General features: G+C 31.5%; 27 protein-coding genes, 1 tRNA gene and 1 other annotated feature. Of the genes, 25 read left to right on the top strand and 3 right to left on the bottom strand.

The annotated features are described in order from the left end of the window. Window positions 1-11 precede the first annotated feature (11 nt). From L1S49_RS15115 to L1S49_RS15100, 4 genes are all read left to right on the top strand, one after another. Window positions 12-2,462, top strand: coding sequence for an ATP-dependent Clp protease ATP-binding subunit (locus L1S49_RS15115; protein ID WP_021800121.1), 2,451 nt, complete (start codon window positions 12-14; stop codon window positions 2,460-2,462). A 248-nt stretch (window positions 2,463-2,710) separates the two neighbouring features. Continuing rightward, window positions 2,711-3,652, top strand: coding sequence for a thioredoxin-disulfide reductase (gene trxB / locus L1S49_RS15110; protein WP_238905910.1), 942 nt, complete (start codon window positions 2,711-2,713; stop codon window positions 3,650-3,652). Next, window positions 3,652-3,879 carry a glutaredoxin family protein gene (locus tag L1S49_RS15105; protein ID WP_073022789.1) on the top strand — a complete coding sequence of 76 codons (228 nt, stop codon included), beginning with the start codon at window positions 3,652-3,654 and terminating at the stop codon, window positions 3,877-3,879. Before trxB ends, L1S49_RS15105 begins: the two co-directional genes overlap by 1 nt. 15 nt (window positions 3,880-3,894) lie before the next feature. Beyond that, entirely contained in the window at window positions 3,895-5,352 is a 1,458-nt protein-coding gene (locus L1S49_RS15100) for an NADP-dependent glyceraldehyde-3-phosphate dehydrogenase (RefSeq protein WP_073022788.1), read from the top strand. A gap of 51 nt (window positions 5,353-5,403) precedes the next feature. Here the strand turns inward: L1S49_RS15100 and L1S49_RS15095 are convergent, their stop codons facing one another. Together L1S49_RS15095 and L1S49_RS15090 are read right to left on the bottom strand one after the other, a co-directional pair. Next, a complete protein-coding gene (locus tag L1S49_RS15095) occupies window positions 5,404-5,631 on the bottom strand; it encodes a glutaredoxin family protein (protein WP_021800125.1) in 228 nt (75 codons plus the stop codon). A gap of 140 nt (window positions 5,632-5,771) precedes the next feature. Further along, window positions 5,772-5,933 (bottom strand): hypothetical protein, encoded by a 162-nt coding sequence (locus L1S49_RS15090; RefSeq protein ID WP_175550943.1) that lies wholly within the window; start codon window positions 5,931-5,933, stop codon window positions 5,772-5,774. Between the two features lie 122 nt (window positions 5,934-6,055). Here L1S49_RS15090 and L1S49_RS15085 point away from each other — a divergent pair, with 122 nt between their 5' ends. From L1S49_RS15085 to disA, 4 genes are all read left to right on the top strand, one after another. Then, window positions 6,056-6,778 carry a GntR family transcriptional regulator gene (locus L1S49_RS15085; RefSeq protein WP_073022787.1) on the top strand — a complete coding sequence of 241 codons (723 nt, stop codon included), beginning with the start codon at window positions 6,056-6,058 and terminating at the stop codon, window positions 6,776-6,778. Then, complete coding sequence (gene nagB, locus L1S49_RS15080) at window positions 6,775-7,503, top strand: glucosamine-6-phosphate deaminase (protein ID WP_238905909.1); 729 nt, start codon at window positions 6,775-6,777, stop codon at window positions 7,501-7,503. Before L1S49_RS15085 ends, nagB begins: the two co-directional genes overlap by 4 nt. 198 nt (window positions 7,504-7,701) lie before the next feature. Beyond that, the gene (radA, locus tag L1S49_RS15075; RefSeq protein WP_021800128.1) at window positions 7,702-9,066 is read left to right on the top strand and encodes a DNA repair protein RadA; all 1,365 of its coding nucleotides are present in this window, start codon (window positions 7,702-7,704) and stop codon (window positions 9,064-9,066) included. Window positions 9,067-9,081: 15 nt separating this feature from the next. After that, window positions 9,082-10,146, top strand: a complete 1,065-nt coding sequence (gene disA / locus L1S49_RS15070) for a DNA integrity scanning diadenylate cyclase DisA (protein ID WP_073022784.1) — start codon at window positions 9,082-9,084, stop codon at window positions 10,144-10,146. Between the two features lie 32 nt (window positions 10,147-10,178). Here the strand turns inward: disA and L1S49_RS15065 are convergent, their stop codons facing one another. Next, a complete protein-coding gene (locus tag L1S49_RS15065) occupies window positions 10,179-10,577 on the bottom strand; it encodes a hypothetical protein (protein WP_021800130.1) in 399 nt (132 codons plus the stop codon). 322 nt (window positions 10,578-10,899) lie between these two features. Here L1S49_RS15065 and L1S49_RS15060 point away from each other — a divergent pair, with 322 nt between their 5' ends. The 17 genes from L1S49_RS15060 to rplL all read left to right on the top strand — a co-directional run bounded on the left by L1S49_RS15060 (window position 10,900) and on the right by rplL (window position 23,695). Then, entirely contained in the window at window positions 10,900-11,991 is a 1,092-nt protein-coding gene (locus L1S49_RS15060) for a PIN/TRAM domain-containing protein (RefSeq protein ID WP_073022783.1), read from the top strand. Window positions 11,992-12,010: 19 nt separating this feature from the next. Then, window positions 12,011-12,685, top strand: a complete 675-nt coding sequence (ispD, locus tag L1S49_RS15055; protein ID WP_238905908.1) for a 2-C-methyl-D-erythritol 4-phosphate cytidylyltransferase — start codon at window positions 12,011-12,013, stop codon at window positions 12,683-12,685. Window positions 12,686-12,974: 289 nt separating this feature from the next. Continuing rightward, entirely contained in the window at window positions 12,975-14,411 is a 1,437-nt protein-coding gene (gene proS, locus L1S49_RS15050; protein WP_238905907.1) for a proline--tRNA ligase, read from the top strand. Between the two features lie 107 nt (window positions 14,412-14,518). Further along, window positions 14,519-15,919, top strand: a complete 1,401-nt coding sequence (cysS, locus tag L1S49_RS15045; protein ID WP_238905905.1) for a cysteine--tRNA ligase — start codon at window positions 14,519-14,521, stop codon at window positions 15,917-15,919. Between the two features lie 316 nt (window positions 15,920-16,235). After that, on the top strand, window positions 16,236-16,643 hold the full coding sequence (locus L1S49_RS15040; RefSeq protein WP_238905903.1) for a ribonuclease III domain-containing protein: 408 nt from the start codon (window positions 16,236-16,238) through the stop codon (window positions 16,641-16,643). Between the two features lie 71 nt (window positions 16,644-16,714). Then, window positions 16,715-17,509 (top strand): 23S rRNA (guanosine(2251)-2'-O)-methyltransferase RlmB, encoded by a 795-nt coding sequence (gene rlmB, locus L1S49_RS15035; protein ID WP_238905901.1) that lies wholly within the window; start codon window positions 16,715-16,717, stop codon window positions 17,507-17,509. Between the two features lie 19 nt (window positions 17,510-17,528). Further along, window positions 17,529-18,038 carry an NYN domain-containing protein gene (locus L1S49_RS15030; protein WP_238905892.1) on the top strand — a complete coding sequence of 170 codons (510 nt, stop codon included), beginning with the start codon at window positions 17,529-17,531 and terminating at the stop codon, window positions 18,036-18,038. An 80-nt stretch (window positions 18,039-18,118) separates the two neighbouring features. Next, on the top strand, window positions 18,119-18,736 hold the full coding sequence (sigH, locus tag L1S49_RS15025; protein ID WP_238905931.1) for an RNA polymerase sporulation sigma factor SigH: 618 nt from the start codon (window positions 18,119-18,121) through the stop codon (window positions 18,734-18,736). Between the two features lie 92 nt (window positions 18,737-18,828). Then, window positions 18,829-18,904 (top strand) — tRNA-Thr (locus L1S49_RS15020). A 61-nt stretch (window positions 18,905-18,965) separates the two neighbouring features. Beyond that, the gene (tuf, locus tag L1S49_RS15015; RefSeq protein WP_021800139.1) at window positions 18,966-20,159 is read left to right on the top strand and encodes an elongation factor Tu; all 1,194 of its coding nucleotides are present in this window, start codon (window positions 18,966-18,968) and stop codon (window positions 20,157-20,159) included. A 171-nt stretch (window positions 20,160-20,330) separates the two neighbouring features. Then, the gene (gene rpmG, locus L1S49_RS15010; protein WP_021800140.1) at window positions 20,331-20,480 is read left to right on the top strand and encodes a 50S ribosomal protein L33; all 150 of its coding nucleotides are present in this window, start codon (window positions 20,331-20,333) and stop codon (window positions 20,478-20,480) included. A 36-nt stretch (window positions 20,481-20,516) separates the two neighbouring features. Further along, complete coding sequence (gene secE, locus L1S49_RS15005; RefSeq protein ID WP_073022857.1) at window positions 20,517-20,750, top strand: preprotein translocase subunit SecE; 234 nt, start codon at window positions 20,517-20,519, stop codon at window positions 20,748-20,750. Window positions 20,751-20,783: 33 nt separating this feature from the next. Beyond that, window positions 20,784-21,305: a transcription termination/antitermination protein NusG gene (nusG, locus tag L1S49_RS15000; RefSeq protein WP_073022858.1), complete on the top strand. Its 522-nt coding sequence runs from the start codon at window positions 20,784-20,786 to the stop codon at window positions 21,303-21,305. An 85-nt stretch (window positions 21,306-21,390) separates the two neighbouring features. Continuing rightward, entirely contained in the window at window positions 21,391-21,816 is a 426-nt protein-coding gene (gene rplK, locus L1S49_RS14995; protein ID WP_021800143.1) for a 50S ribosomal protein L11, read from the top strand. A gap of 55 nt (window positions 21,817-21,871) precedes the next feature. Then, window positions 21,872-22,561, top strand: coding sequence for a 50S ribosomal protein L1 (gene rplA / locus L1S49_RS14990; RefSeq protein WP_021800144.1), 690 nt, complete (start codon window positions 21,872-21,874; stop codon window positions 22,559-22,561). Window positions 22,562-22,605: 44 nt separating this feature from the next. Continuing rightward, window positions 22,606-22,735: a sequence feature (ribosomal protein L10 leader region), on the top strand. A gap of 35 nt (window positions 22,736-22,770) precedes the next feature. Beyond that, complete coding sequence (gene rplJ, locus L1S49_RS14985; RefSeq protein WP_021800145.1) at window positions 22,771-23,277, top strand: 50S ribosomal protein L10; 507 nt, start codon at window positions 22,771-22,773, stop codon at window positions 23,275-23,277. Window positions 23,278-23,332: 55 nt separating this feature from the next. After that, window positions 23,333-23,695 carry a 50S ribosomal protein L7/L12 gene (rplL, locus tag L1S49_RS14980; RefSeq protein WP_021800146.1) on the top strand — a complete coding sequence of 121 codons (363 nt, stop codon included), beginning with the start codon at window positions 23,333-23,335 and terminating at the stop codon, window positions 23,693-23,695. The last annotated feature ends 104 nt before the right edge of the window (window positions 23,696-23,799 follow it).

Raw genomic sequence — 23,799 nt, 5'->3', positions numbered from 1 at the left:
AGGTGTATAAAATGATGTATGGGAAATTTACAGAGAGAGCGCAAAGAGTGATATTAAAAGCTCAAAAAGAGTCCCAAGAGTTTAAACATGGATATATAGGAACAGAGCATATTTTATTAGGAATAATTGCTGAAGAAGGAGTTAGTCAAGAACTTCTTAAAGAATATGGAATAAATGAAGATGGAGTAAAAAAACTGCTTCAAGAATATGTTGGAGAAGGTGATTTTGATTCTACAAAAGGAGATATTCCATTAACTCCAAGAACAAAAAGATTGCTAGATTTAAGCTTGTTAGAAGCTAGAAATTTAGGACAGAATTATATTTCACCAGAACATATATTATTAGCTATGATTAATGAAAAAGAAGGCGTAGCATATACAATTTTAAATAGCTTAAATGTTAACTTTGATAAAATAAAGCAAGATATTTTAAATGCTTTATCTGGTAATACTAACAATCCTCAAGGAAATGCTGAGGAAAGTAAAAGAAAGAAAAAGATTAATACACCTGCATTAGATCAATATGGCAGAGACTTAACTGAAATGGCTAAAGAAGGCAAGCTTGACCCAGTAGTAGGAAGAGATGAGGAAACTCAAAGACTTTTAGAAATTCTTTGCAGAAGAATAAAAAATAATCCTTGTCTAATAGGAGATCCTGGAGTAGGAAAAACTGCTGTGGTAGAAGGATTAGCACAGAAAATAGTTGAAGGGAATATCCCTGAAATACTTAAGGAAAAAAGAGTAGTATCCCTAGATATTAGCTCTATGATAGCTGGAGCCAAATATAGAGGTGAGTTTGAAGACAGATTAAAGAAGCTTATGGAAGAGATAAAAGAATCAGGCAATGTTATATTGTTTATAGATGAAATGCATACAATTGTTGGTGCTGGAGGAGCAGAAGGTGCAATTGATGCATCAAATATTTTAAAACCAGCATTAGCTAGAGGAGAAATCCAATGTATTGGAGCTACTACTATAGATGAATATAGAAAATATGTAGAAAAGGATTCAGCTTTAGAAAGAAGATTCCAACCAGTTAATGTAGGAGAGCCATCAAAAGAAGAAACCTTATTAATTTTAAAAGGATTAAGAGATAAATATGAAGCTCATCATAGGGTAAAAATTACAGATGAGGCGTTAGTAGCAGCAGTAAATCTATCAGATAGATATATTACAGATAGATATATGCCTGATAAAGCTATAGATCTTATTGATGAAGCAGCTGCAAAAGTAAGAATAGAAAATCTTACAGCACCACCAGATTTAAAGGAAATTGAGGAGTTAATAGATAAGACAGTTAAAGAGAAAGAAGATGCAATAACTGTTCAAGATTTTGAAAAAGCTGCTAACCTTAGAGATAATGAAAAAGAGTTAAAGGAAAAATTAGAAAATCTTAAAAAGGATTGGAGTACACAAACTTCAGTTCAAACTCATACAGTTGATGAAAGCAAAATTGCAGCAGTAGTTTCAAAATGGACTAAAGTTCCAGTAGAGAAATTAACTGAAAAAGAAGCAGATAAATTATTAAAACTTGAAGAGATACTTCATAATAGAGTTATAGGTCAAAGAGAAGCTGTTAAGTCTGTAGCTAAAGCTGTAAGAAGAGCTAGGGTAGGATTAAAAGACCCTAATAGACCTATAGGATCATTTATATTCTTAGGACCTACTGGAGTAGGAAAAACTGAACTTTCCAAAGCTCTTGCAGAAGCTATGTTTGGTGATGAAAATAGTATTATAAGAATTGATATGTCTGAGTACATGGAGAAGTTTGCGGTATCTAGATTAATAGGATCTCCTCCAGGATATGTTGGATATGATGAAGGTGGTCAATTAACAGAGGCAGTTAGAAGAAAACCATATTCAGTTATATTACTAGACGAGATTGAAAAAGCTCATCCAGATGTATTTAACATTTTGCTTCAAATACTAGAAGATGGTAGATTAACTGATTCCAAAGGAAAGACTGTTAACTTTAAAAACACCATAATAATAATGACATCTAATATAGGTGCTCATATGCTTAAAAAACAAAAAACATTAGGATTTGCTATAGATTCTGATAAAGCTGAAACTGAGTATGAAAAGATGAAAGAAAATATTATGGAAGAATTGAAAAGAAGTTTTAGACCAGAGTTCCTTAACAGAATAGATGATACCATAGTATTCCATAGCTTAGTAGAAAATGATTTAATCGATATAGTTAATTTAATGTTAGAATCTATAAAGGAAAGAGTTGAACAACAAGAAATACATTTAGAGTTTGATGAAGATAGTAAAAAAACTCTAATAAAAGAAGGCACCGATTTAGCTTATGGAGCAAGACCTCTTAGAAGAGTAATTACTAAAAAGGTTGAAGACAAACTTGCAGAAGAGCTATTAAAAGGAACAATTAAAAAAGGTGATAAAATAAAAGTTACATCAGATGAAGGGAATTTAGTTTTTTCACCAGTTCCTGTTCAGTAATAAAATAGGAGAACCAGTATGATAGATTATATTGGTTCTCTTTCTTTATTTTTATAAATAATAATTAAGTGAAAGTGGAAATAATAAAAATAGAAATTAATAATATACTTAAATTGTAGCTTAATTTAAATATTAATTAGAAGTACTAATTAATAGTAATTATTCAATAAGTACTTGAAAATAAAAATTCTAGTGTTATAATAAATATAAGGATACCCCATGGGGGTAATTGAGGAGTGATCAAAAGTATGAGTAAAGAAGTAAAAAATATAGATTTGATGATTATAGGAGGAGGTCCAGCAGGATTAACCGCAGCTATATATGCAGCACGAGCTAAGTTAGATATGATTCTTCTTGAAAATGCTGTTGTAGGTGGTCAAGTAAGAACTAGCTATACAATAGAAAATTATCCAGGATTTAAAACCATAGAAGGTGGAAAACTTGCAGATATAATGCAAGAACAAGCAGAAGAATTAGGAGCTAAAATAGATGAATTTGATCTAGTCCAAAGTGCAAAATTAACAGATGAAGAAAAAGTCATTGAGACTGATAGTTATATATATAAACCTAAGGCAGTTATTATTGCTACAGGAGCAATGCCTAAAAAGTTACCTATACCAAATGAAGAAAAGTTTTCTAGTAAAGGGGTACACTATTGTGCTGTGTGTGATGGAGCTATGTACGGTGATAAGATTATTGCTGTAGTTGGTGGAGGAAATTCAGCATTAGAAGAGGCATTATTTTTAACTAAATTTGCTAGTAAAGTAATAATGATTAGAAGATTTGATTATTTTAAAGGTGAAAAAGCTACTATAGATGAGGTGTTAAATCATCCTAAAATAGAGGTTCTATTTAACTGGGATTTAGTAGATGTAGAAGGAGAAACTTATTTAGAAAAAGCAATTATAAAAAATACTCAAACAAATGAACAAAAAGAAATTCAAATAGATGCTGTTTTTGGATATATAGGAACTGAGCCTAAAACAGATTATTTCAAAGAAGATATAAATTTAACCAAGGGTGGTTATATTATAGCTGATGAGTCAACAAGAACAAATGTTAAGGGTGTATATGCAGCTGGGGATGTTAGAGAAAAACAATTCCGCCAAATAACAACAGCAGTTGCTGATGGAACTATTTCAGCGTTAGATGCAGAAAAATATATTGTAGAAAAAAGGAGAGATAAGTAATGGTAAAAATATATTCAACAGATTGGTGCCCATGGTGTGTTAAGGCAAAAAAATATTTCGATTCAAAAAATATAGAATTTACAGAATTAATAGTTGCTGATGATAAAGAAAATAGAGAAGAAGTGTTTAAGGTGTCTGGACAAAGAAGTGTTCCGGTAATAGATATAAATGGTGAAATAGTTGTAGGTTTTGATAGAGAAAAAATAGACAAAGTATTAAATTTATAATTTGAGGTGAAATTAATGTTTAACGATTTATGTTGTAAAGATAAAATATATAGAAATTATGTAGGTGGAGAATGGGTTAAGAGTGAAACAAGTAAATTGATTTCAATAAATTCTCCAGTAGATGGATCATTGGTTGGAAAAGTTCAAGCAATGAGCAAAGAAGAAGTAGATTATGCTATACAAAACGCAAAAGAAGCTCAAAAAGAGTGGGATAAAATGCCTATAAATAAAAGAGCTACTATATTACTAAAGGCTGCTGATTTACTTGATGAAAAGGCAGAAGAGATAGCAAATATAATGGTTTTAGAAATAGCTAAAGATAAAAAGAGTGCAATTTCAGAAGTTAATAGAACAGCTGATTATATAAGATTTAGTGCAGATACTGCTAAAAATATGGCTGGAGAGACTTTACCAGGAGAATCTTTCCCAGGAACAGGAAAAGGCAAGATAAGCATAGTAAATAGAGTGGCATTAGGAGTTGTATTAGCTATATCACCATTTAACTATCCTGTTAACCTTTCAGCTTCAAAGATAGCACCTGCATTAATGGCTGGAAATAGTATAGTATTAAAGCCTGCAACTCAAGGAAGTATAAGTGCACTTCATTTAGTTAGGGTATTCCAAGAAGCTGGAGTTCCAGCAGGAGTAATTAATACTATAACAGGTAGAGGTAGTGAAATCGGAGATTATGTAGTTGGTCATCCATTAGTAGATTTTATAAACTTTACAGGAAGTACAGAAATAGGATTAAGAATTTCTGGGATAACAACAATGAAACCATTATTAATGGAACTGGGAGGAAAAGATGCTGCTATAGTTTTAGAAGATGCTGATTTAGACTTAGCAGCTCATAATATAGTTGCTGGTGCATATTCATATTCTGGTCAAAGATGTACAGCGGTTAAAAGAATATTAGTTATAGATAAGGTTGCTGACGAATTAGTAAAGAAAGTTAGAGAAAAAGTTAAAACTTTAAAAGTAGGAAACCCAATTAATGAGCAAGTAGATGTAGTACCATTAATTGATGATAAGGCAGCTGATTATGTTGAAAGTTTGATACTTGAATCTAAAGAAAAGGGAGCTACCATATTAGAAGGTGGAAATAGAGAAGGAAATTTAATTTATCCAACTTTAGTTGATAATGTTACATTAGACATGAGATTAGCTTGGGAAGAACCTTTTGGACCAGTATTACCTATTATAAGAGTTAATAATGTTGATGAAGCTATATCTATAGCTAATAAATCTGAATATGGATTACAATCATCAGTATTTACAAAAGATATAAATAAAGCTTTTTATGTGGCTAATAAGTTAGAAGTAGGAACAGTTCAGATAAATAATAAAACTGAAAGAGGACCAGATCATTTCCCATTCTCAGGAGTTAAGGCATCTGGTATAGGAACTCAAGGAATAAGATATTCCATAGAGGCTATGTCTAGACCCAAAGCAGTCGTTTTAAATATAGAATAAAAATTAAACAAAAAAGGAAGCATTTTATTGCTTCCTTTATTATTTTTAATTTTATAGATTTAAAGCAGTATCTATTGCAGGTTTGTCAAAACCAACAATAACAGTTCCGTCTATATCTAAAACAGGAACTCCCATTTGTCTTGATTTATTAACCATTTCCTGTCTAGCATCCATATCTTCTTGAACATTTAATTCCTCGAATGCTATATCCTTAGATTTTAAGTATGTCTTAGCTTTAACACACCAAGGACAAGAGTTTGTTGTATATACTTTTACCATTAAAATTCACTACCTTTCTTAATAACTAATAATAATTATTCATTAATAATATTTTACATTATTTTAGAATAAAAATCAACTCTTTTGATTGTTATTATATGTTTTCAGTAGATTTATATGTGCATTGTTTTACGTTTTAATTAAGTAATATTTTCATTATCTTTTATACTATTATTTAATATTAAATTTTGTTTTATAGTATAATCAGAGGGTTCAATGGAATTAGATATGTTGTAGTCACTTGAATGGAGAATATTTTTTCCTTTGACATTAGTAAATACTAAGGATTCTTTAATATTCAATGTTATCACCTCCTAGTAAATACTAGTTTATGTAAAAGTGAAAAAATTATTTAAGGAAAGAATGTATAGTGGTCTAGACATCTATAACAAAACTTAGTATAATGAATTTAGGAGGAGTAAATATGATAGATAAAAATAGTCCCATTCCTGTATATTATCAATTAAAAGAAGATATTAAAAAGAAGATAAAATTAGGAGTTTGGAAAGTAGGGCAAACTATTGATAGTGAAAGAGAACTGTCTGAAAACTATGGAGTTTCTCGTATGACTATTAGGCAGGCGTTAGGAGAACTAGTTCAAGAGGGAATACTTATTCGAGAGAAGGGCAAGGGAACTTTTGTATGTGAACCTAAAGTTAAGCAAGAAGATATGATGAGTTTTTCAGAGATTATAAAAAAGACAGGTGGAATTCTCAAAACTAAAGTAGTGGAATTTTGTATGGTAGAACCGCCAGAACATTTAAAAGATTTATTTCCTTTTGATAAATTGTACAAAATTAATAGATTGAGAGAAGTTGATGACCAGATTATAGCTAATGAGGTTGTATATATTCCTTGTGACTACTGCGGATACATGGATGAAGATATGCTAGAAGGATCTTTGTTCAAAATATTAGAGGGGTTTGGATATTCTGTAGATCATTCAGAATCAGAAGTTAGCGCAATATTAATTGATGATAATTACAAAGAGATATTTAAAACTAAAAAGGATATCCCTTTACTAAAAACATATAGCAGAACATTTATGGACAATAAAAAAGTTTTATTTATAGAGGAATCAATTTATAGAAGTGACAAGTATATATTGCAAGTCAATATATCCAGAAGAGAGGGGAAATTAAGATGAAAATATTAGTAGTAAAAAATTATGATGAGATGAGCAAGGTAGCGGCAAAAGAATTAGCAGGAGTTATAAGTAAAAAACCAGAGGCAACATTAGGTTTAGCAACAGGTGGAACTCCAGTTGGTATGTATAAAGAGCTAATAGATATGCACAAAAATGGAGAACTTGACTTTTCAAAAGTTACTACAGTAAACTTAGATGAATATGTAGGCTTAAGTGGAGAACATGATCAAAGTTATAGATATTTTATGGATAGTAATCTGTTTAACCATGTAAATATAAGAAAAGAGTACACTTATGTTCCTAATGGATTAGCTGAAGATATGCTTAAGGAATGCGTTAATTATGATAAGAGAATAGAAGAGTTAGGTGGAATAGATGTTCAAGTGCTAGGAATAGGAAGTAATGGTCATATTGGCTTTAATGAACCATCTGATACATTAAGTTTAGGAACTCATGTAACTGACCTAGCAGAAAGCACTATAGAGGCTAATTCAAGATATTTCGTGTCTAAAGAAGAAGTTCCAACTAAAGCATTAACTATGGGTTTAGGCGCTATAATGAAAGCTAAAAAGATACTTCTAATGGTAAGTGGAGAATCTAAGGCAGAGATAATGGATAAGGTGGTTAATGGAAAAATAACTACTCAAGTACCAGCTTCTTTCTTACAAATGCACAAAGATGTAGTATTAATAATAGATGAAGATGCTGCTAGAAAAATAAAATAATATATTTATATATCATAAGCTGTTTAAAATAAAAGGTATGTTTTATTTTAGCAGCTTATTTTTGTGTAAATTAATAAGTAATTAAACAATTAAGGTTTGAATAAAAACCATGCAAGTGTATTATAATTAAATAAAATGTATGTTATCATAAATTATGATTAATAGTTGTTATAATATAGCAATTAAGGTTGGTGTGATATGGCTAAAATAAAAACAATGTATGTATGTCAAGAATGTGGCTACGAATCTGCAAAATGGTTAGGGAAATGCCCCTCTTGTAATTCGTGGAATAGCTTTCAAGAAGAAGTTAAAGAAAATAAAAATGATAGTAGAAATAAAAACTTTTTATCCGGAACAATAAGTTTACCTAAAAATATCAGAGAAATACAATCTGGAGAAAAGGAAAGACTTGATACTGGAGTAAAAGAATTAAATAGAGTACTTGGAGGAGGGCTAGTAAGAGGTTCATTAACCCTTATATCTGGAGATCCAGGTATAGGAAAATCAACCCTTCTACTACAAACAGCCCAAAATATAGCAAGTAAATATGGAAAAGTATTATATGTATCTGGTGAGGAATCAGAGGAACAAATAAAAATCAGAGGGGATAGATTAGGGGTAGAGTCAAACAATCTATTCATTGTTTCAGAGACAAACTTAGAGATCGTAGAATCTCATATAAAAGAATTGTCTCCTATATTTGTTATAGTAGACTCTATACAAACAATGTATAAAGAAGGAATAGCTTCAGCCCCAGGATCAGTTTCGCAGGTAAAAGAATGTTCTAATGTAATAATGAGAATAGCAAAGCATAATAATATACCCTTGTTTATTGTTGCCCATGTAACTAAGCAAGGTGAGCTTGCAGGACCTAGAGTGTTAGAACATATGGTGGATACCGTTCTTTCATTTGAAGGAGAAAGAACGGAAGAATTCAGAATACTAAGAACCATGAAAAATCGTTTTGGAACAACTAGAGAAATTGGTGTTTTTGAGATGAGAGGAGAAGGACTTGTAGAAGTATTTGACCCATCTAAGTTATTCCTTCAAGAAAAAGATGAGAATCAAGAAGGTTCGGTGGTTATAGGTCTAATGGAAGGCTCTAGACCTATACTAGTAGAAATACAAGCTTTAGTTACAGAGACTAAGGCAGTAATGCCTAGAAGAACTGCAGTAGGTATAGAAAACTCTAGGCTTAGTTTGATACTTGCAGTTTTAGAGAAAAAGCTAAAGATACCTTTTTATAAATACGATGTATATATTAACGTGGTTGGTGGTTTAAATATAGATGGAACAACAGCTGATCTTGGAGTTGCTGTTGCATTATTATCTTCTATAAAAAATAAAGAAGTTGCACTGCCAAGAGTTATGCTAGTAGGGGAAGTGGGTCTAACAGGCGAAATTAGACCAATATCAGCATGTGAAAGAATAGTAAATGAAGCTGAAAAAATGGGATTTAAAAATGTAATAATACCAGATAGGAATAAAGATAAGATTGAAGCAAAAACTTTAAATATACACGGAGTAAGAAATCTTAGAGAAGCTATAAATAAAATATTTTAGAGATTAGGTGATTGTATGAGAATAGAGCAAGATAAAGAAATAAAAAATATTTTAAAAATTGTAGCACCTGGAACTAATCTTAGAGAGGGATTAGAAAATATTCTTAGAGCAAAAACAGGAGGGCTTATTGTTCTAGGAGATAACGAAGAAATAATGAAGTTAGTAGATGGTGGGTTTAAGATAAACTCAGAATATACTCCATCTTATGTTTATGAATTAGCAAAAATGGATGGAGCTATAGTTGTTAGTTCTGACTTTAAAAAAATAGTATGTGCAAATGCTCAGTTAGTACCAGATTCATCTATTCCAACATTTGAAACTGGAACAAGGCATAGAACAGCTCATAGAGTAGCTAAAATGACAGGTTCAATTGCTGTAGCTATATCACAAAGAAGAAACATGATTACTGTCTATAAAGGTGATTTAAAATATGTATTAAGAGAGACTTCTGTAATTTTAGCAAGAGCCAATCAAGCAATACAAACTTTAGAAAAATATGTGGCAGTTCTAGATAGAGTTAAAAATAATTTAAATCTATTAGAGTTTCAAGATTTAACAACTCTTTTTGATGTGGTGACAGCAATTCAAAGAACAGAAATGGTTATGAGAATAGTAGGGGAGATTGAAAGTTATATAGTTGAATTAGGAAATGAAGGACGTCTTATTTCAATGCAGCTATATGAACTCGTAAGGTCTATAGAACAGGATGGAATTTTATTAATAAGAGATTACTGCAAAGCTGATTTAGAATTTAATGAATTGTATAAATTAATTCAGGCATTATCATCTGAGGAACTATTAGATTTAGATGCTATAGGAAAGATATTAGGATATGAGGGAGTTCCATTAGTTGACACTTTAATATCTCCAAGAGGGTATAGAATAGTAAGTAAAATACCGAGAATACCATCAACAGTTATAGAAAACTTAGTTAAACATTTTAAAGAACTTAAAAATATAATTGAGGCAAACAAAGAAAACTTAGATCAAGTTGAAGGTATTGGGGAAGCAAGGGCAAGAGCAATAAGAAATGGATTAAGAAGAATAAAGGAACAAGTTGAACTAAATAAACAACTATAGGTAGAAACAAAGTTCCTACCCATAATAAAATTTTATCTAAATGTAAATTTTCCTAATGTATTTATTTTATCATGTTCTTTTATCAGAATGTCATATAGATTTAAGTCTAGCGTATTACAAAGTGAGGTTAGATAGAATAGATTATTACCAATTTCACGTTCAAGGATTTCTCTACAGCTATCGCATATTTTACCGCTTACATGAGTATTCAAGTATCCATCTAGACTATCTATAGAATCATCGTTAGAAGGAAGAATTTGTTTATCGGCATTAATTTTTATACATCCGCAACTAGTAACAGCTTTAGTAACAGCTCTGTTGACACGTGCTTGAGATTCGGAATATTTACTTAATATATCTAAAATGCTCTTGTGTCTAAGCAAGGATTCGTTTACAGAATTTTGGAAATCGTCAAAAATTACATCCTTCATTTTATCAACTCCTCTTTTGGTTATCTATAATAATTATAATTATTTTAATACAATTTTGTCAATAATAGTTAAAGATTAGACGTCAACTTTATGCTCTAATGATAATAGAATATAAAAATCTTTAATAGGGGGATAAAAGAATAAATTTTTAGTAACAATATGGTAAAATTTTATGCAATCTTCATAAATGGAGGTTTGGAATGTGATATAATATTAAAAACCACATTGAAAAGCTGAGTAATACAAATTATTTATAAGAAATTATATATATAGTATTAACTTAGTAATAAATGTCAATAATTACTTTGAGGGAGGTGAAGATATGTTAAAAAAGATATTAAGAATAATATTTTCTCTAATCGGGCTTTCAATAGGTCTTTTAATTGGAGATGCACTTTTGAAAATTAAGTATATAGTTAACTTAGGATATTTTTCAGATTCAACCCTAGGTAGAATATCATTTCTAGTTTTTATAACTATTTTATTTGGACTTATCTTCTTTTTATTATCACCATATATTTATAAAGGAATTACTAAATTAATTGAGTATGCAGAAAAAAGTATACAAAAGTTAAGTGCTTCTGAAATTATTTTTGGTGCAGTAGGTGTAATCATAGCCTTGATAATAACATCTTTAGTAGGTATGCCTCTGAATAGAATTGAGAAAATACCTGTAGTTGGGCAAGTTCTATTTATATTATTTAATATAATAGGTGCAATTATAGGAGCAGATGTAGCTATAAAGAAAAAAGAGGATATTTACAATATAATTGCGTCTATGAAAAAGGCTCCAAAGGATAAAAAGGCTAAGACCAAAGCTATATCTAAAGTTCTTGATACGTCAGTTATCATTGATGGTAGAATATTTGATATATGTGAAACAGGATTTGTAGAAGGTCCTTTAGTTATACCTAATTTCGTTTTGGATGAATTAAGACATATATCAGATTCATCAGATTCTCTAAAAAGAAATAGAGGTAGAAGAGGTTTAGACATACTTAATAAGATTCAAAAAGAGCTTGCTATAGAAGTTCAAATCTGGGAAGGAGATTTCCCAGAAATCGCAGAAGTTGATTCAAAATTATTAAAATTAGCACAAAAATTAGGTGGTAAGGTTGTAACAAATGATTATAATCTTAATAAAGTAGCTGAATTTCAAGGTGTACCAGTACTAAATATAAATGAGCTTGCAAATGCTATAAAACCTGTAGTAATACCTGGCGAAGAGATGAGAATACCTATAATCAAAGATGGAAAAGAATCTGGTCAAGGTATAGGATATCTAGATGATGGTACTATGATTGTAGTTGAAGGCGGAAGAAGATTTATAGGAGAAGAGTTAGATGTTACAGTTACATCGGTTCTTCAGACTGCTGCTGGTAGGATGATATTTGCGAAACAAAAAGAGGCTTAATTTTAGAAAGGGATATTAAATGAATAAGGTAAGTGCCATTATATTAGCAGGTGGAAAAGGTAAAAGAATGGGGAATGAGATAAGCAAACAATTCTTAGACCTTAAAAAAAAGCCTATGCTTTATTACACTTTAAAGAAGTTTTTAAATAATGGTAATGTTCATGAAATTATTCTAGTTTTACCTGAAGATGAAATTGATTATTGCAAAGAGGAAATTCTAGATAAATATGAATTAAAGGTTGATAGAGTAGTAGTGGGAGGCAAAGAGCGAAGTGATTCTGTTTATAATGGATTAAAGGCGATTGAAGATTCTTCAATAGTTCTTATACATGATGGAGCAAGGCCTTTTGTATCTAATAGAATCATTGACGAAGGAATAGATTACGCCAAGAGATATGGAGCAACTGCATGTGGAGTTACTCCTAAAGATACTATAAAAATTGTTGATAATTCAGGCTTTTCTAAAGAAACGCCAGATAGAAGTACTTTAATAGCTATTCAGACGCCACAAACTTTCGATTATAAAATGATATTAGAAGCTCACGAATGGGTTAGAGAAAAAAAACTTGCTGTTACAGATGATACAATGGTAGCAGAAGCCTATGGAAAGAAAGTATTCATATATGAAGGAGACTATACTAACATAAAAATTACTACACCTGATGACTTGATACTTGCAGAAAGATTAGTATAGATAAACTTATTGACAGTACTTTTTTTAGAAGTTATAATATGAAAAGAAAAATATAATACGAAAAGCAGTGAAGAAGAATAGTAGAGACTATATTAAAGAGAGATAATCCTAGGCTGAAAGATTTTCAACTGTTTCGAACCCGCTTTGGAGTTGTAGGGAAAAACTATCGGTTTAACACCGTTAACATTACTAGAGTACAAATTTAGGTGGTACCGCGACTATGAGTTCGCCCTAATATAGGGCGGACTCTTTTTATATTTAATAATTATAAACTAAAGGAGGATTTTTTATGGGAAAAAATAAAAAATTAGTTGAAGCAATAACCTCAATGGATGTAGACTTTGCTCAATGGTATACAGACATAGTAAAAAAGGCTGAGTTAGTTGACTATTCAAGTGTAAAGGGTTGTATGATAATAAGACCTTATGGTTATGCTATATGGGAAAATATACAACAAGATTTAGATAGAAGATTTAAAGAAACAGGTCATGAAAATGTATATATGCCAATGTTTATTCCTGAGTCTTTACTTCAAAAAGAAAAAGATCACGTTGAAGGATTTGCACCAGAGGTTGCTTGGGTAACACATTTTGGAGAAGAAAAACTTACAGAAAAGTTATGCGTTCGTCCAACTTCTGAAACGTTATTTTGTGAACACTACTCTAAGATAGTACAATCTTATAATGACCTTCCTAAATTATATAATCAATGGTGTTCAGTAGTTAGATGTGAAAAAACTACAAGACCATTCTTAAGAACTACAGAATTCTTATGGCAAGAAGGGCATACAGTACATGCTACTGCAGAAGAATCTATGGAAGAAACTAAGAGAATGCTTAATGTTTATGCAAGTTTCTGCGAAGAGTTTTTAGCTATCCCTGTAGTTAAGGGACAAAAAACTGAAAAAGAAAAATTTGCAGGAGCAGAAGCTACCTTTACAATAGAAAGTTTAATGCATGATGGTAAAGCACTTCAAACAGGAACTTCACACAATTTTGGAGATAACTTTGCTAAAGCATTTAATATTCAATACACAGATAAAAATGGTAAGTTACAATATGTTCATGAAACTTCATGGGGAATGACAACGAGATTAATAGGTGCTGTTATAATGGTACATGGAGATGATAATGGATTAGTACTTCCACCAAAAGTAGCACCAACACAAGTAGTTATTGTTCCAGTAGCACAACATAAAGAAGGTGTTTTAGAAAAAGCAAACGAGCTTAAAGAGAAGATAGCTAAAATAGCTAGAGTTAAGCTTGATGATAAAGATAAAATGCCAGGTTGGAAGTTTGCTGAGTACGAAATGAAAGGTGTTCCAGTAAGATTAGAAATAGGACCAAAAGACATCGAAAATAATCAATGTGTATTAGTTAGAAGAGATACATTAGAAAAAACAGTTGTATCTTTAGATAATTTAGAAGAAAGCGTTAAAGAACTTCTTCTAAATATCCAAATTAATATGTTAGAAAAAGCAAGAAAAAATAGAGATGAGCATACTTATGTAGCTAAAAATATAGAAGAACTTAAAGGAGTAGTAGAAAATACTCCAGGATTCGTAAAAGCTATGTGGTGTGGCGATAGAGCTTGTGAAGATAAAATAAAAGAAGAAACAGGAGCTACATCAAGATGTATTCCATTTGAGCAAGAAAAACACTCAGAAGAATGTGTATGTTGTGGTAAGAAAGCAGAAAAAATGGTTTATTGGGGTAGAGCATATTAATAAGTAAGGCATATCATTATTATATGATAGGAGAAAGTTAATTTGCTTTCCATATATAATACAGTAAACAAAATTTCATACACGAAAATTAAAGAAGGAGGGAAAAAATGAAGGTTTATAATACCCTAACGAGAAAAAAAGAAGAGTTTATCCCAATTACACAAGGAGAAGTAAAGATGTATGTTTGCGGACCTACAGTTTATAACTTCTTTCATATTGGTAATGGAAGAACTTTTATAGTATTTGATACAATAAGAAGATATTTTGAATACAGAGGATACAAAGTAAAATTTGTTCAAAACTTTACTGATGTTGATGACAAATTAATAAAAAAAGCTAATGAAGAAAACATTACACTAAGACAAATCGGAGATAAATATATATCAGAGTATTATAAAGATGCGGATGGATTAAACATAAAAAGAGCTACAATAAATCCTAGAGCTACTGAATATATAGATGAAATAATAAAGTTTGTAGAGGAACTAATCCAAAAAGGCTTTGCATATGAAGTTGACGGCGATGTTTACTTCAGTACTAAAAACTTCACTACTTATGGGAAATTATCGGGACAGAATTTAGATGATTTACAAGCTGGAGCTAGAATATCTGTTGATGAAAGAAAAAAAGATTCTATGGATTTTGCTATTTGGAAAGCTAAAAAAGAAGGCGAACCAGGCTGGGAATGTCCATGGGGAGAAGGAAGACCAGGTTGGCATATAGAGTGCTCATGCATGGCTAAGAATATATTAGGAGATACTATTGATATACATGCAGGTGGTTCAGACTTAGTGTTTCCACACCATGAAAATGAGATAGCACAAAGTGAAGCTTTAACTGGCAAAACTTTTGCTAACTATTGGATGCATTCTGCTTTTGTTAATATTAATAATGAAAAGATGTCAAAGTCACTAAATAACTTCTTTACAGCAAGAGAAATTTTAGAAAGATATGATGCTGACGTAATTAGATTTTTAATGTTATCTGGACATTATAGAGTTCAATTAAATTTCTCGGAAGATCTTCTTGAATCGGCAAAAGCTTCAGTTGAAAGATTATACAATGCAGTATCTAATCTAGAAAATCTTCTTGAAGAAAGTTGTGTTGAAGAGATAAATGATAAAGAAGAAAAATATATTGCTTCGTTAGATGTATACAGGAAGAGATATATAGACAAGATGGATGATGATTTCAATACTGCAGATGCTATATCTGTTCTATTTGATTTAGTAAAGGATATTAATACTAATATAAGTGTTGATTCATCTAGAAAAGCAATTCAAGGTGCATTAGATATTATAAGAGAACTTGGAGATCCTCTTGGAATACTTCAAAAATCAACTAAAGGAAGTATAGAAGAAGAAATAGAGAAGCTTATTGAAGACAGACAACAAGCAAGAAAAAATAGAGATTTTGCGCTAGCAGATAAAATAAGAGACGATCTAAAAGATAGAGGAATAGTATTAGAAGACACACCACAGGGTGTTAGATGGAAAAAGATTAATTAATCAATTAAAAAGAGGCTATATATCCTTAGAGATTATAGCTTCTTTTTGTTTATATAGATTTCAGGCATAAAATTATTTTGTTGATTTTAGTTGGGTTTATAAAATATTATGTTTAATAACCATATAACCATATAACCAGTTAACTGGTTAACCAGAAATCCAGAAATCCAGATATCCAGAAAACCAGCCGAAAAATTTAATGATTCATTGTTTTTAAAGACAAAATTAAATTATATTTAATATAATTTGAATACTTATGAGTTTATGGTATATTAAGTAGAGTAGGTAAATCATAAAGTTAAAGGAGAGTTAATCTTTGGAAAACTTATTATATAGAAAATTCACAAAAGAAGAGGCTAGAATGCTAAATCCACTTCAACTGGCTTTTGTAGGGGATGGAGTATACGAGGTATTTATAAGAAATTATATTTTAAATAATAATAAAGAACTATCTACACATAAACTGCATGTAGAGGCCATTAAGTATGTTAAAGCTCATGCTCAAAGTGAGATAATTAGGAGAATAGAGTCAGATTTAACTGAAGAAGAAATATATATCTATAAACGTGGAAGGAATACAAAATCAGCAACAGTACCTAAAAATGCAAATTTAGCTGAATATAGAGCTGCAACAGGATTTGAAGCTCTTGTTGGATATTTATACTTAATTAATGAGATAGATAGATTAAATACTATATTATTAAAATCAGTAGAGCAGGAATAAAATTAATTTGTTTTATTAATAATTAGATAGATATATAAGTTTAGTTAACTATAGAAAATGAGGAGAAAAAGATGTCAAATAAAGAGGAATATAAAAAAAATAAAGAGAATAAAGAAAAAACAATTAGAGAAGATTTGATAGAAGGTAGAAATTCAGTGTCAGAGGCCTTGAAATCTGATAGAACAATAGAATATTTATTAATAGCAAAAGGTAATGTTGAAGGATCTATAAAAAAAATAATACAAGTAGCTAAAGATAAAAAGATAGTCATAAAAGAAGTAGAAAAAAGAAAACTAGACTCTATGAGCGAAACAGGGTCACATCAGGGTGTTATGGCGGTAGTAACTCCTTTTAAATATTCAGAAATAGATGAGATATTAGAGTATGCTAAGAAAAAAGAAGAAGATCCATTTATAGTTATTTTAGATGAATTAGAAGATCCTCATAATTTAGGGTCTATAGTAAGAACTGCTGAGTTATGTGGTGTACATGGGATAATAATACCTAAAAGAAGAAATGTAGGTGTTACACCAACTGTATATAAATCTTCAGCTGGAGCTGTTGAACATATGAAGATTGCAAAGGTAACTAATATAAATGTAGCAATAGATAAATTAAAAGATCAAGGTTTATGGGTTTATGGTGCAGATATAAATGGAGAAGATTATAGTTATAATACTAATTTTTCTGGCTCTTGTGCTATTATAATAGGAAGTGAAGGGAGAGGAATATCTAACTTAACTTTAAAGAAATGTGATAAACTTGTTAAAATTCCTATGGTGGGCAAAATAAACTCTTTAAACGCTTCTGTTGCAGGTGGTATAATGATGTATGAGGTTTTAAAATCTCGAATAACAAAAAGATAGATTTGAGAGTGATAGGGTTTTGAAAATTTTATTTGTTGACGGATATAATGTTATCAATAGTTGGCCAAATCTTAAAAAAATTAAAGAGTATAGTTACGAGTCAGCTAGACAGCAGCTTATAGAAACTCTCCACAATTATGCTAATTATGAAGATTGTAATATAAATATAGTCTTTGACGCACATAAGGTAGAAGGAAATCTGGAGAATAAAGAAGAAGTGGATAAAAGACTGTCGGTTGTTTTTACAAAAGATGGTGAAACCGCGGATAATTACATAGAGAGACAAGTAAATGAGCTGGGAAGAAGGTTTGAGGTTTTAGTTGTTACGTCTGATTGGTTGGAGCAACAAACCATATTTCAAAGAGGTGCTATACGAGTATCTTCATTAGAGTTTTATCACATTATAGTTAATATGGAAAAAGAAATAATGAGCGAAACTAGGAAAGTAACAAAAGGTAGTAAAAATCTTTTGGAGGATAGCATAGATAAAGAGGTATTGAAAAAGTTGGAGAAGATGAGAAGAAGTTAAATTCTAGTATTTTATTAGCTCCTTTAATTCTTGATAGTGGCATGTGAGGGGGGAGTACTTTGGGTTATAGTGAAAGGTCTATAGAAAGAAATGTTGATTTTAAGAATAGATTGGATGAAGATGTTGCTGTTGAGGCTAAGGAAGGGAATATTGAGGCTCAAGAATACCTAATTAGCAAATATGAGACGTTTGTAAAAACAAAGGCTAAATCTTATTTCTTAATTGGTGCGGACAAAGAAGATATATATCAAGAAGGAATGATAGGCTTATATAAGGCTATAAGAGATTTTAACCCTCATAAATTAGCTTCATTTAGAGCTTTTGCAGAGCTTTGTATAACAAGGCAGATAATTACAGCTATAAAAACAGCTACTAGACAGAAGCATATACCATTAAATACTTATATATCTTTGAATAAACCTGTTTATGAAGAGGAGTCTGAGAGAACTTTATTAGATATTTTATCTGGAATTAAGATATCAGATCCTGAGGAGTTGATAATAAGTAAAGAAGAGATAGAGAGGATGGAAAAAGAGATTTCTAATGCCTTAACAGAATTAGAAATGGAAGTGTTAACATCCTACCTAGATGGTAAGTCATATCAAGAGATTGCTTGTGATTTAGATAGACATGCTAAATCAATAGATAATGCCCTTCAGAGGGTGAAAAGGAAACTTGAAAAATGTCTCAAATTATAGCAATTATTTTAATTCAAATATATTGACAAATACCAAATTGGATAGTAAACTTTATAATTGGTATATATATTATACATATATGTATTTAAGTTGCTCACGTAGCTCAGTAGGTAGAGCGTCGCCTTGGTAAGGCGGAGGTCGTCGGTTCAATCCCGATCGTGAGCTCCAATTTTTTCAAAATACAAAACGCTAGGCAAAGTTTATTTAATTAGTAAGGAGGAAAATAAAAATGGCTAAGTCAAAATTCGAAAGAAATAAACCACACGTAAATATTGGAACAATAGGACACGTAGACCACGGTAAGACAACATTAACAGCAGCAATAACAACAGTATTAGCAAAAAAAGGGTTTGCAGAAGCATTTAACTATGCAGATATAGATAAGGCACCAGAAGAAAAAGAGAGAGGTATAACAATAAATACCGCTCACGTAGAATATCAAACAGAAAACAGACACTACGCACACGTAGACTGTCCAGGACATGCTGACTATGTAAAGAACATGATAACAGGAGCAGCACAAATGGATGGAGCGATCTTAGTTGTATCAGCAGCAGACGGTCCAATGCCACAAACAAGAGAACATATACTACTAGCATCAAGAGTAGGAGTTGACTATATCGTAGTATTCTTAAACAAAGCAGATATGGTAGATGACGAAGAGTTATTAGAGTTAGTAGAAATGGAAGTAAGAGAATTACTAAGTGAATACAACTTCCCAGGAGATGATATTCCAGTAATAAAAGGATCAGCATTACAAGCATTAGAAAACCCAACAGATGAAGCTAAAATAGCACCAATCTTAGAGTTAATGGATGCAGTAGATAGCTATATCCCAACACCAGAAAGAGCAACAGATAAACCATTCTTAATGCCAGTAGAAGATGTATTCACAATTACTGGTAGAGGAACAGTTGCGACTGGAAGAGTGGAAAGAGGGATACTACACGTAGGAGACGAAGCAGAAATCGTTGGACTAAGTGAAGATAGAAGAAAAGTAGTAGTAACAGGAATAGAAATGTTCAGAAAGTTACTAGATGAAGCACAAGCAGGAGATAATATAGGAGCATTATTAAGAGGAGTACAAAGAACAGATATTGAAAGAGGTCAAGTACTTTCAAAAACTGGATCAGTAAACCCACATAGTGCATTCGTAGGTCAAGTTTACGTATTAAAGAAAGAAGAAGGCGGAAGACATACACCATTCTTTGATGGATATAGACCACAATTCTATTTCAGAACAACAGACGTAACAGGATCAATCAAATTACCAGATGGAATGGAAATGGTAATGCCAGGAGACCACATAGATATGAATGTTGAATTAATAACAACAGTAGCTATGGATGAAGGATTAAGATTTGCTATAAGAGAAGGCGGAAGAACTGTAGGTTCTGGAGTTGTTACTACTATAGTTAAATAATAAAAGATGTTTAAGGGCTGGGTTCTCTAACCTAGTCCTTTACATAGTGATAAAATGTTGACTTTGTAATTTATTTGTGATAATGTTATGAAGTGAATGACATAGTAAGGTAAAAGCTTATACTAATACGAAGCTTATGCTGTATATAGAAAAAAACTGGAGGTGCAGACAATGAGAGTAAAGATAACTTTAGCTTGCACAGATTGCAAACAAAGAAATTACCACTCAATGAAGAACAAGAAAAATGACCCAGATAGATTAGAGGTTAAAAAGTACTGCAAATTTTGCAAAAAACATACTCTTCACAGAGAAACTAAGTAATAAAGTTCTCAGCTTTTTTTAAGGATGTGAATAATAATGGCTGTAAATGGCAAGGTTAAAAAAGAGTCTGCACCTAAAAGGGAAGCAGGCATTGTTAAGTTCTTTAGAGAGGTTAAAGGTGAAGTTAATAGAATAACTTGGCCTAATAAAAATGAAGCAAAAAAAGCCTTAATAGCTACAATTGCCTTTACACTAGCATATGTTGTGCTAGTTGGTGGCTTAGACCTTGTTTTTAAAAACCTCTTTGAAATTATTTTAAAATTAAAATAAGGGAGGTTTGGGTGAGCTATTCATCCTGATAATATGAGTGAAAGAGCTAGATGGTATGTGGTACACACATATTCTGGATATGAAAATAAGGTAAAAGCAAACATTGAAAAAACTATAGAGAATAGAGCTCTTGAGTCCTTAATTCAGGATATACAAGTTCCTATGGAAGAAGTTATCGAAGAAAAGGATGGAAAACAAAAAATATCTCTAAAGAAGAAGTTTCCAGGATATGTTTTAGTAAAAATGTTGATGAGTGACGAATCTTGGTATGTTGTTAGAAACACAAGAGGAGTTACAGGTTTTGTTGGACCTGGATCAAAACCTGTTCCTTTAACTGATGAAGAAGTTGATTCTATGGGTGTAGTTGATATGCCTGTTGAAATTAATTTAGAGGTTGGAGAGAGCGTAAGAATAGTATCAGGACCATTTAAGGATATGCTTGCTACTGTTGTTGAGATAAACACAGAAAAGCGTAAAGTGAAAGCTTTAGCAGAATTATTTGGTAGAGAGACTTCTATTGAAGCCGAATTAAATCAGGTTGAAAGATTAGTTTAATACTAATTTTTATCAATAAAGACTATGGTCTTAATTAAGTGGGAGGGCTAAAGTCCGTATTACCACAGTATAGGAGGAATAACACATGGCTAAGAAAGTAACAGGAATGATAAAACTTCAACTTCCTGCAGGTAAGGCAACACCAGCTCCACCAGTTGGTCCAGCATTAGGACAACATGGAGTTAATATAATGGGATTCTGTAAGGAGTTTAATGCTAAAACTGCTGATAAAGCTGGTTTAATAATACCAGTTGTTATAACAGTATATCAAGACAGATCATTTAGCTTTATATTAAAAACTCCACCAGCTGCAGTTTTAATTAAAAAAGAATTAGGACTAGAAAGTGGTTCAGGAGTTCCAAACAGAACTAAAGTTGGAAAAATAACTAAAGAACAAGTAAGAAAAATTGCTGAGTTAAAAATGCCAGACTTAAATGCTGCATCAGTAGAAACTGCAATGAGTATGATTGAAGGTACTGCTAGAAGCATGGGAGTAACTGTAGTAGAGTAATTTCTAGAAATTGGTGGGAGGTAATAACCGTTAATACCACAAAGGAGGCTTAATAATGGGAAAGAAATATGTTGAAAGTGCAAAATTAGTAGATAAGAGTGCTTTATACACTCCAGTTGAAGCTTTAGATTTAGCAGTAAAAACTGCAAAAGCTAAGTTTGATGAAACAATAGAAATACACGTAAGATTAGGGGTAGACCCAAGACATGCTGATCAACAAGTTAGAGGAGCAGTTGTTCTTCCACACGGAACTGGTAGATCAGTTAAAGTATTAGTATTTGCTAAAGGTGATAAAGCTAAAGAAGCTGAAGCAGCTGGAGCAGAATTCGTTGGAGCTGAAGAATTAGTTTCTAAAATCCAAAACGAAAACTGGTTTGATTATGATGTAGTTGTAGCTACTCCAGATATGATGGGTGTAGTTGGTAGATTAGGTAGAGTATTAGGACCAAAGGGATTAATGCCGAACCCAAAATCAGGTACAGTTACATTTGATGTTGCTAAAGCAATCGCTGATATCAAAGCTGGTAAGGTTGAATATAGAGTAGATAAAACTGCTATAGTTCACTGCCCAATCGGAAAGAAATCTTTCGGAGTGGAAAAATTAGCTGACAACTTCCGTGCTTTAATGGAAGCTGTAGTAAAAGCTAAACCAGCAGCTGCTAAAGGACAATACGTTAAGTCAGTTTCTTTATCAGCAACAATGGGACCTGGAGTTAAAGTTAACCCAGTTAAAGTTTTAGAATAATATTGACATATGTCGAGAAATGATATATAATCAATAACGTTGTAATAACTGAATAGGTAAAACCGTAGACAGTGGGTGCGATGTGCATAACGTAAACAACCTACCGAGGGTTCCATACAAATGCTTGTAATGGGTCTTTCCTTGTCTGCGGAAAGACCCTTTCTTAATTATAAAAAAGCAGTTAAAAACTGTGAGGAGGTGGACACACAGTGGTAAATAAGAATAGACAGTTAAAAGAAGCAAAAGTTGCTGAAATTAAAGAGAAGTTAGAAAAAGCTCAATCTGTAGTTCTTACAAGTTATCAAGGATTAACAGTTGAAGAAGATACTCAACTTAGAAAAACTCTTAGAGAAGCTGGTATAGAATATAAAGTATATAAAAATACTTTAGTTACATTAGCAGCTAAGGAATTAGGCCACGAAGGAATAGTTCCATTCTTAGAAGGACCTGTATCGATAGCATTCGGTTACGAAGATGTTACAGCTCCAGCAAGAATTTTAAGCGATTTTGCTAAAACTCATAAGAAATTAGAGTTAAAAGCAGGAATAGTATCTGGTGAAGTTTATGATGCAGAGAAAGTTAAACAACTTGCTGCAATACCACCAAAAGAAGTTCTTATTGCAAAACTTCTTGGAAGCTTCAAAGCTCCATTATCAAATCTTGCATATTTATTAAATGCAATAAAAGAGAAAAAAGAATCAGAATCTGCTGAATAATTAGTGATTATAGCAGAAAAAAATAATTAGTAAAAAATTTCGGAGGTGCCTTAAAATGACAAAGGAACAAATCATAGAAGCTGTAAAAGCTATGAGCGTTTTAGAATTAAATGAATTAGTAAAAGCTTGTGAAGAAGAATTCGGAGTAAGTGCTGCTGCACCAGTTGCTGCTGCAGGCGGAGCTGCTGTTGCCGCTGTTGAAGAAAAGACTGAATTCGACGTAGTTTTAACTAGCGCTGGAGCTAACAAAATAAAAGTTATAAAAGTAGTTAGAGAAGTAACTGGATTAGGATTAAAGGAAGCTAAAGAAATAGTTGACGGAGCTCCTAAAACAATTAAAGAAGCTATAGCTAAAGAAGCAGCTGAAGAAATAAAAGCTAAATTAGCTGAAGTTGGAGCAGAAGTTGAAGTAAAATAATTTCTGTTTAGCATAAAAGAGGTGCTAGTACTAGCGCCTCTTTAATTTCTCTATAAATAATTTAGAAATTACAATAAAAGTGATTATAAGGTAAAACAAGTATT

The organism is Clostridium sp. YIM B02506 (genome assembly GCF_022324845.1).
Taxonomy (GTDB): Bacteria; Bacillota; Clostridia; order Clostridiales; family Clostridiaceae; genus Clostridium_T; species Clostridium_T intestinale.
Note: the sequence above shows the minus strand (reverse complement) of the source record. Positions and strands in the feature narration are given on the sequence as shown.

Excerpts from the sequence above, each read along its gene's own strand:
- L1S49_RS15115 (WP_021800121.1), top strand. The coding sequence starts at position 12 with ATGATGTATGGGAAATTTACAGAGAGAGCGCAAAGAGTGATATTAAAA.
- trxB (WP_238905910.1), top strand. The coding sequence starts at position 2,711 with ATGAGTAAAGAAGTAAAAAATATAGATTTGATGATTATAGGAGGAGGT.
- L1S49_RS15105 (WP_073022789.1), top strand. The coding sequence starts at position 3,652 with ATGGTAAAAATATATTCAACAGATTGGTGCCCATGGTGTGTTAAGGCA.
- L1S49_RS15100 (WP_073022788.1), top strand. The coding sequence starts at position 3,895 with ATGTTTAACGATTTATGTTGTAAAGATAAAATATATAGAAATTATGTA.
- L1S49_RS15095 (WP_021800125.1), bottom strand. The coding sequence starts at position 5,631 with ATGGTAAAAGTATATACAACAAACTCTTGTCCTTGGTGTGTTAAAGCT.
- L1S49_RS15085 (WP_073022787.1), top strand. The coding sequence starts at position 6,056 with ATGATAGATAAAAATAGTCCCATTCCTGTATATTATCAATTAAAAGAA.
- nagB (WP_238905909.1), top strand. The coding sequence starts at position 6,775 with ATGAAAATATTAGTAGTAAAAAATTATGATGAGATGAGCAAGGTAGCG.
- radA (WP_021800128.1), top strand. The coding sequence starts at position 7,702 with ATGGCTAAAATAAAAACAATGTATGTATGTCAAGAATGTGGCTACGAA.
- disA (WP_073022784.1), top strand. The coding sequence starts at position 9,082 with ATGAGAATAGAGCAAGATAAAGAAATAAAAAATATTTTAAAAATTGTA.
- L1S49_RS15065 (WP_021800130.1), bottom strand. The coding sequence starts at position 10,577 with ATGAAGGATGTAATTTTTGACGATTTCCAAAATTCTGTAAACGAATCC.
- L1S49_RS15060 (WP_073022783.1), top strand. The coding sequence starts at position 10,900 with ATGTTAAAAAAGATATTAAGAATAATATTTTCTCTAATCGGGCTTTCA.
- ispD (WP_238905908.1), top strand. The coding sequence starts at position 12,011 with ATGAATAAGGTAAGTGCCATTATATTAGCAGGTGGAAAAGGTAAAAGA.
- proS (WP_238905907.1), top strand. The coding sequence starts at position 12,975 with ATGGGAAAAAATAAAAAATTAGTTGAAGCAATAACCTCAATGGATGTA.
- cysS (WP_238905905.1), top strand. The coding sequence starts at position 14,519 with ATGAAGGTTTATAATACCCTAACGAGAAAAAAAGAAGAGTTTATCCCA.
- rlmB (WP_238905901.1), top strand. The coding sequence starts at position 16,715 with ATGTCAAATAAAGAGGAATATAAAAAAAATAAAGAGAATAAAGAAAAA.
- tuf (WP_021800139.1), top strand. The coding sequence starts at position 18,966 with ATGGCTAAGTCAAAATTCGAAAGAAATAAACCACACGTAAATATTGGA.
- rpmG (WP_021800140.1), top strand. The coding sequence starts at position 20,331 with ATGAGAGTAAAGATAACTTTAGCTTGCACAGATTGCAAACAAAGAAAT.
- secE (WP_073022857.1), top strand. The coding sequence starts at position 20,517 with ATGGCTGTAAATGGCAAGGTTAAAAAAGAGTCTGCACCTAAAAGGGAA.
- nusG (WP_073022858.1), top strand. The coding sequence starts at position 20,784 with ATGAGTGAAAGAGCTAGATGGTATGTGGTACACACATATTCTGGATAT.
- rplK (WP_021800143.1), top strand. The coding sequence starts at position 21,391 with ATGGCTAAGAAAGTAACAGGAATGATAAAACTTCAACTTCCTGCAGGT.
- rplA (WP_021800144.1), top strand. The coding sequence starts at position 21,872 with ATGGGAAAGAAATATGTTGAAAGTGCAAAATTAGTAGATAAGAGTGCT.
- rplL (WP_021800146.1), top strand. The coding sequence starts at position 23,333 with ATGACAAAGGAACAAATCATAGAAGCTGTAAAAGCTATGAGCGTTTTA.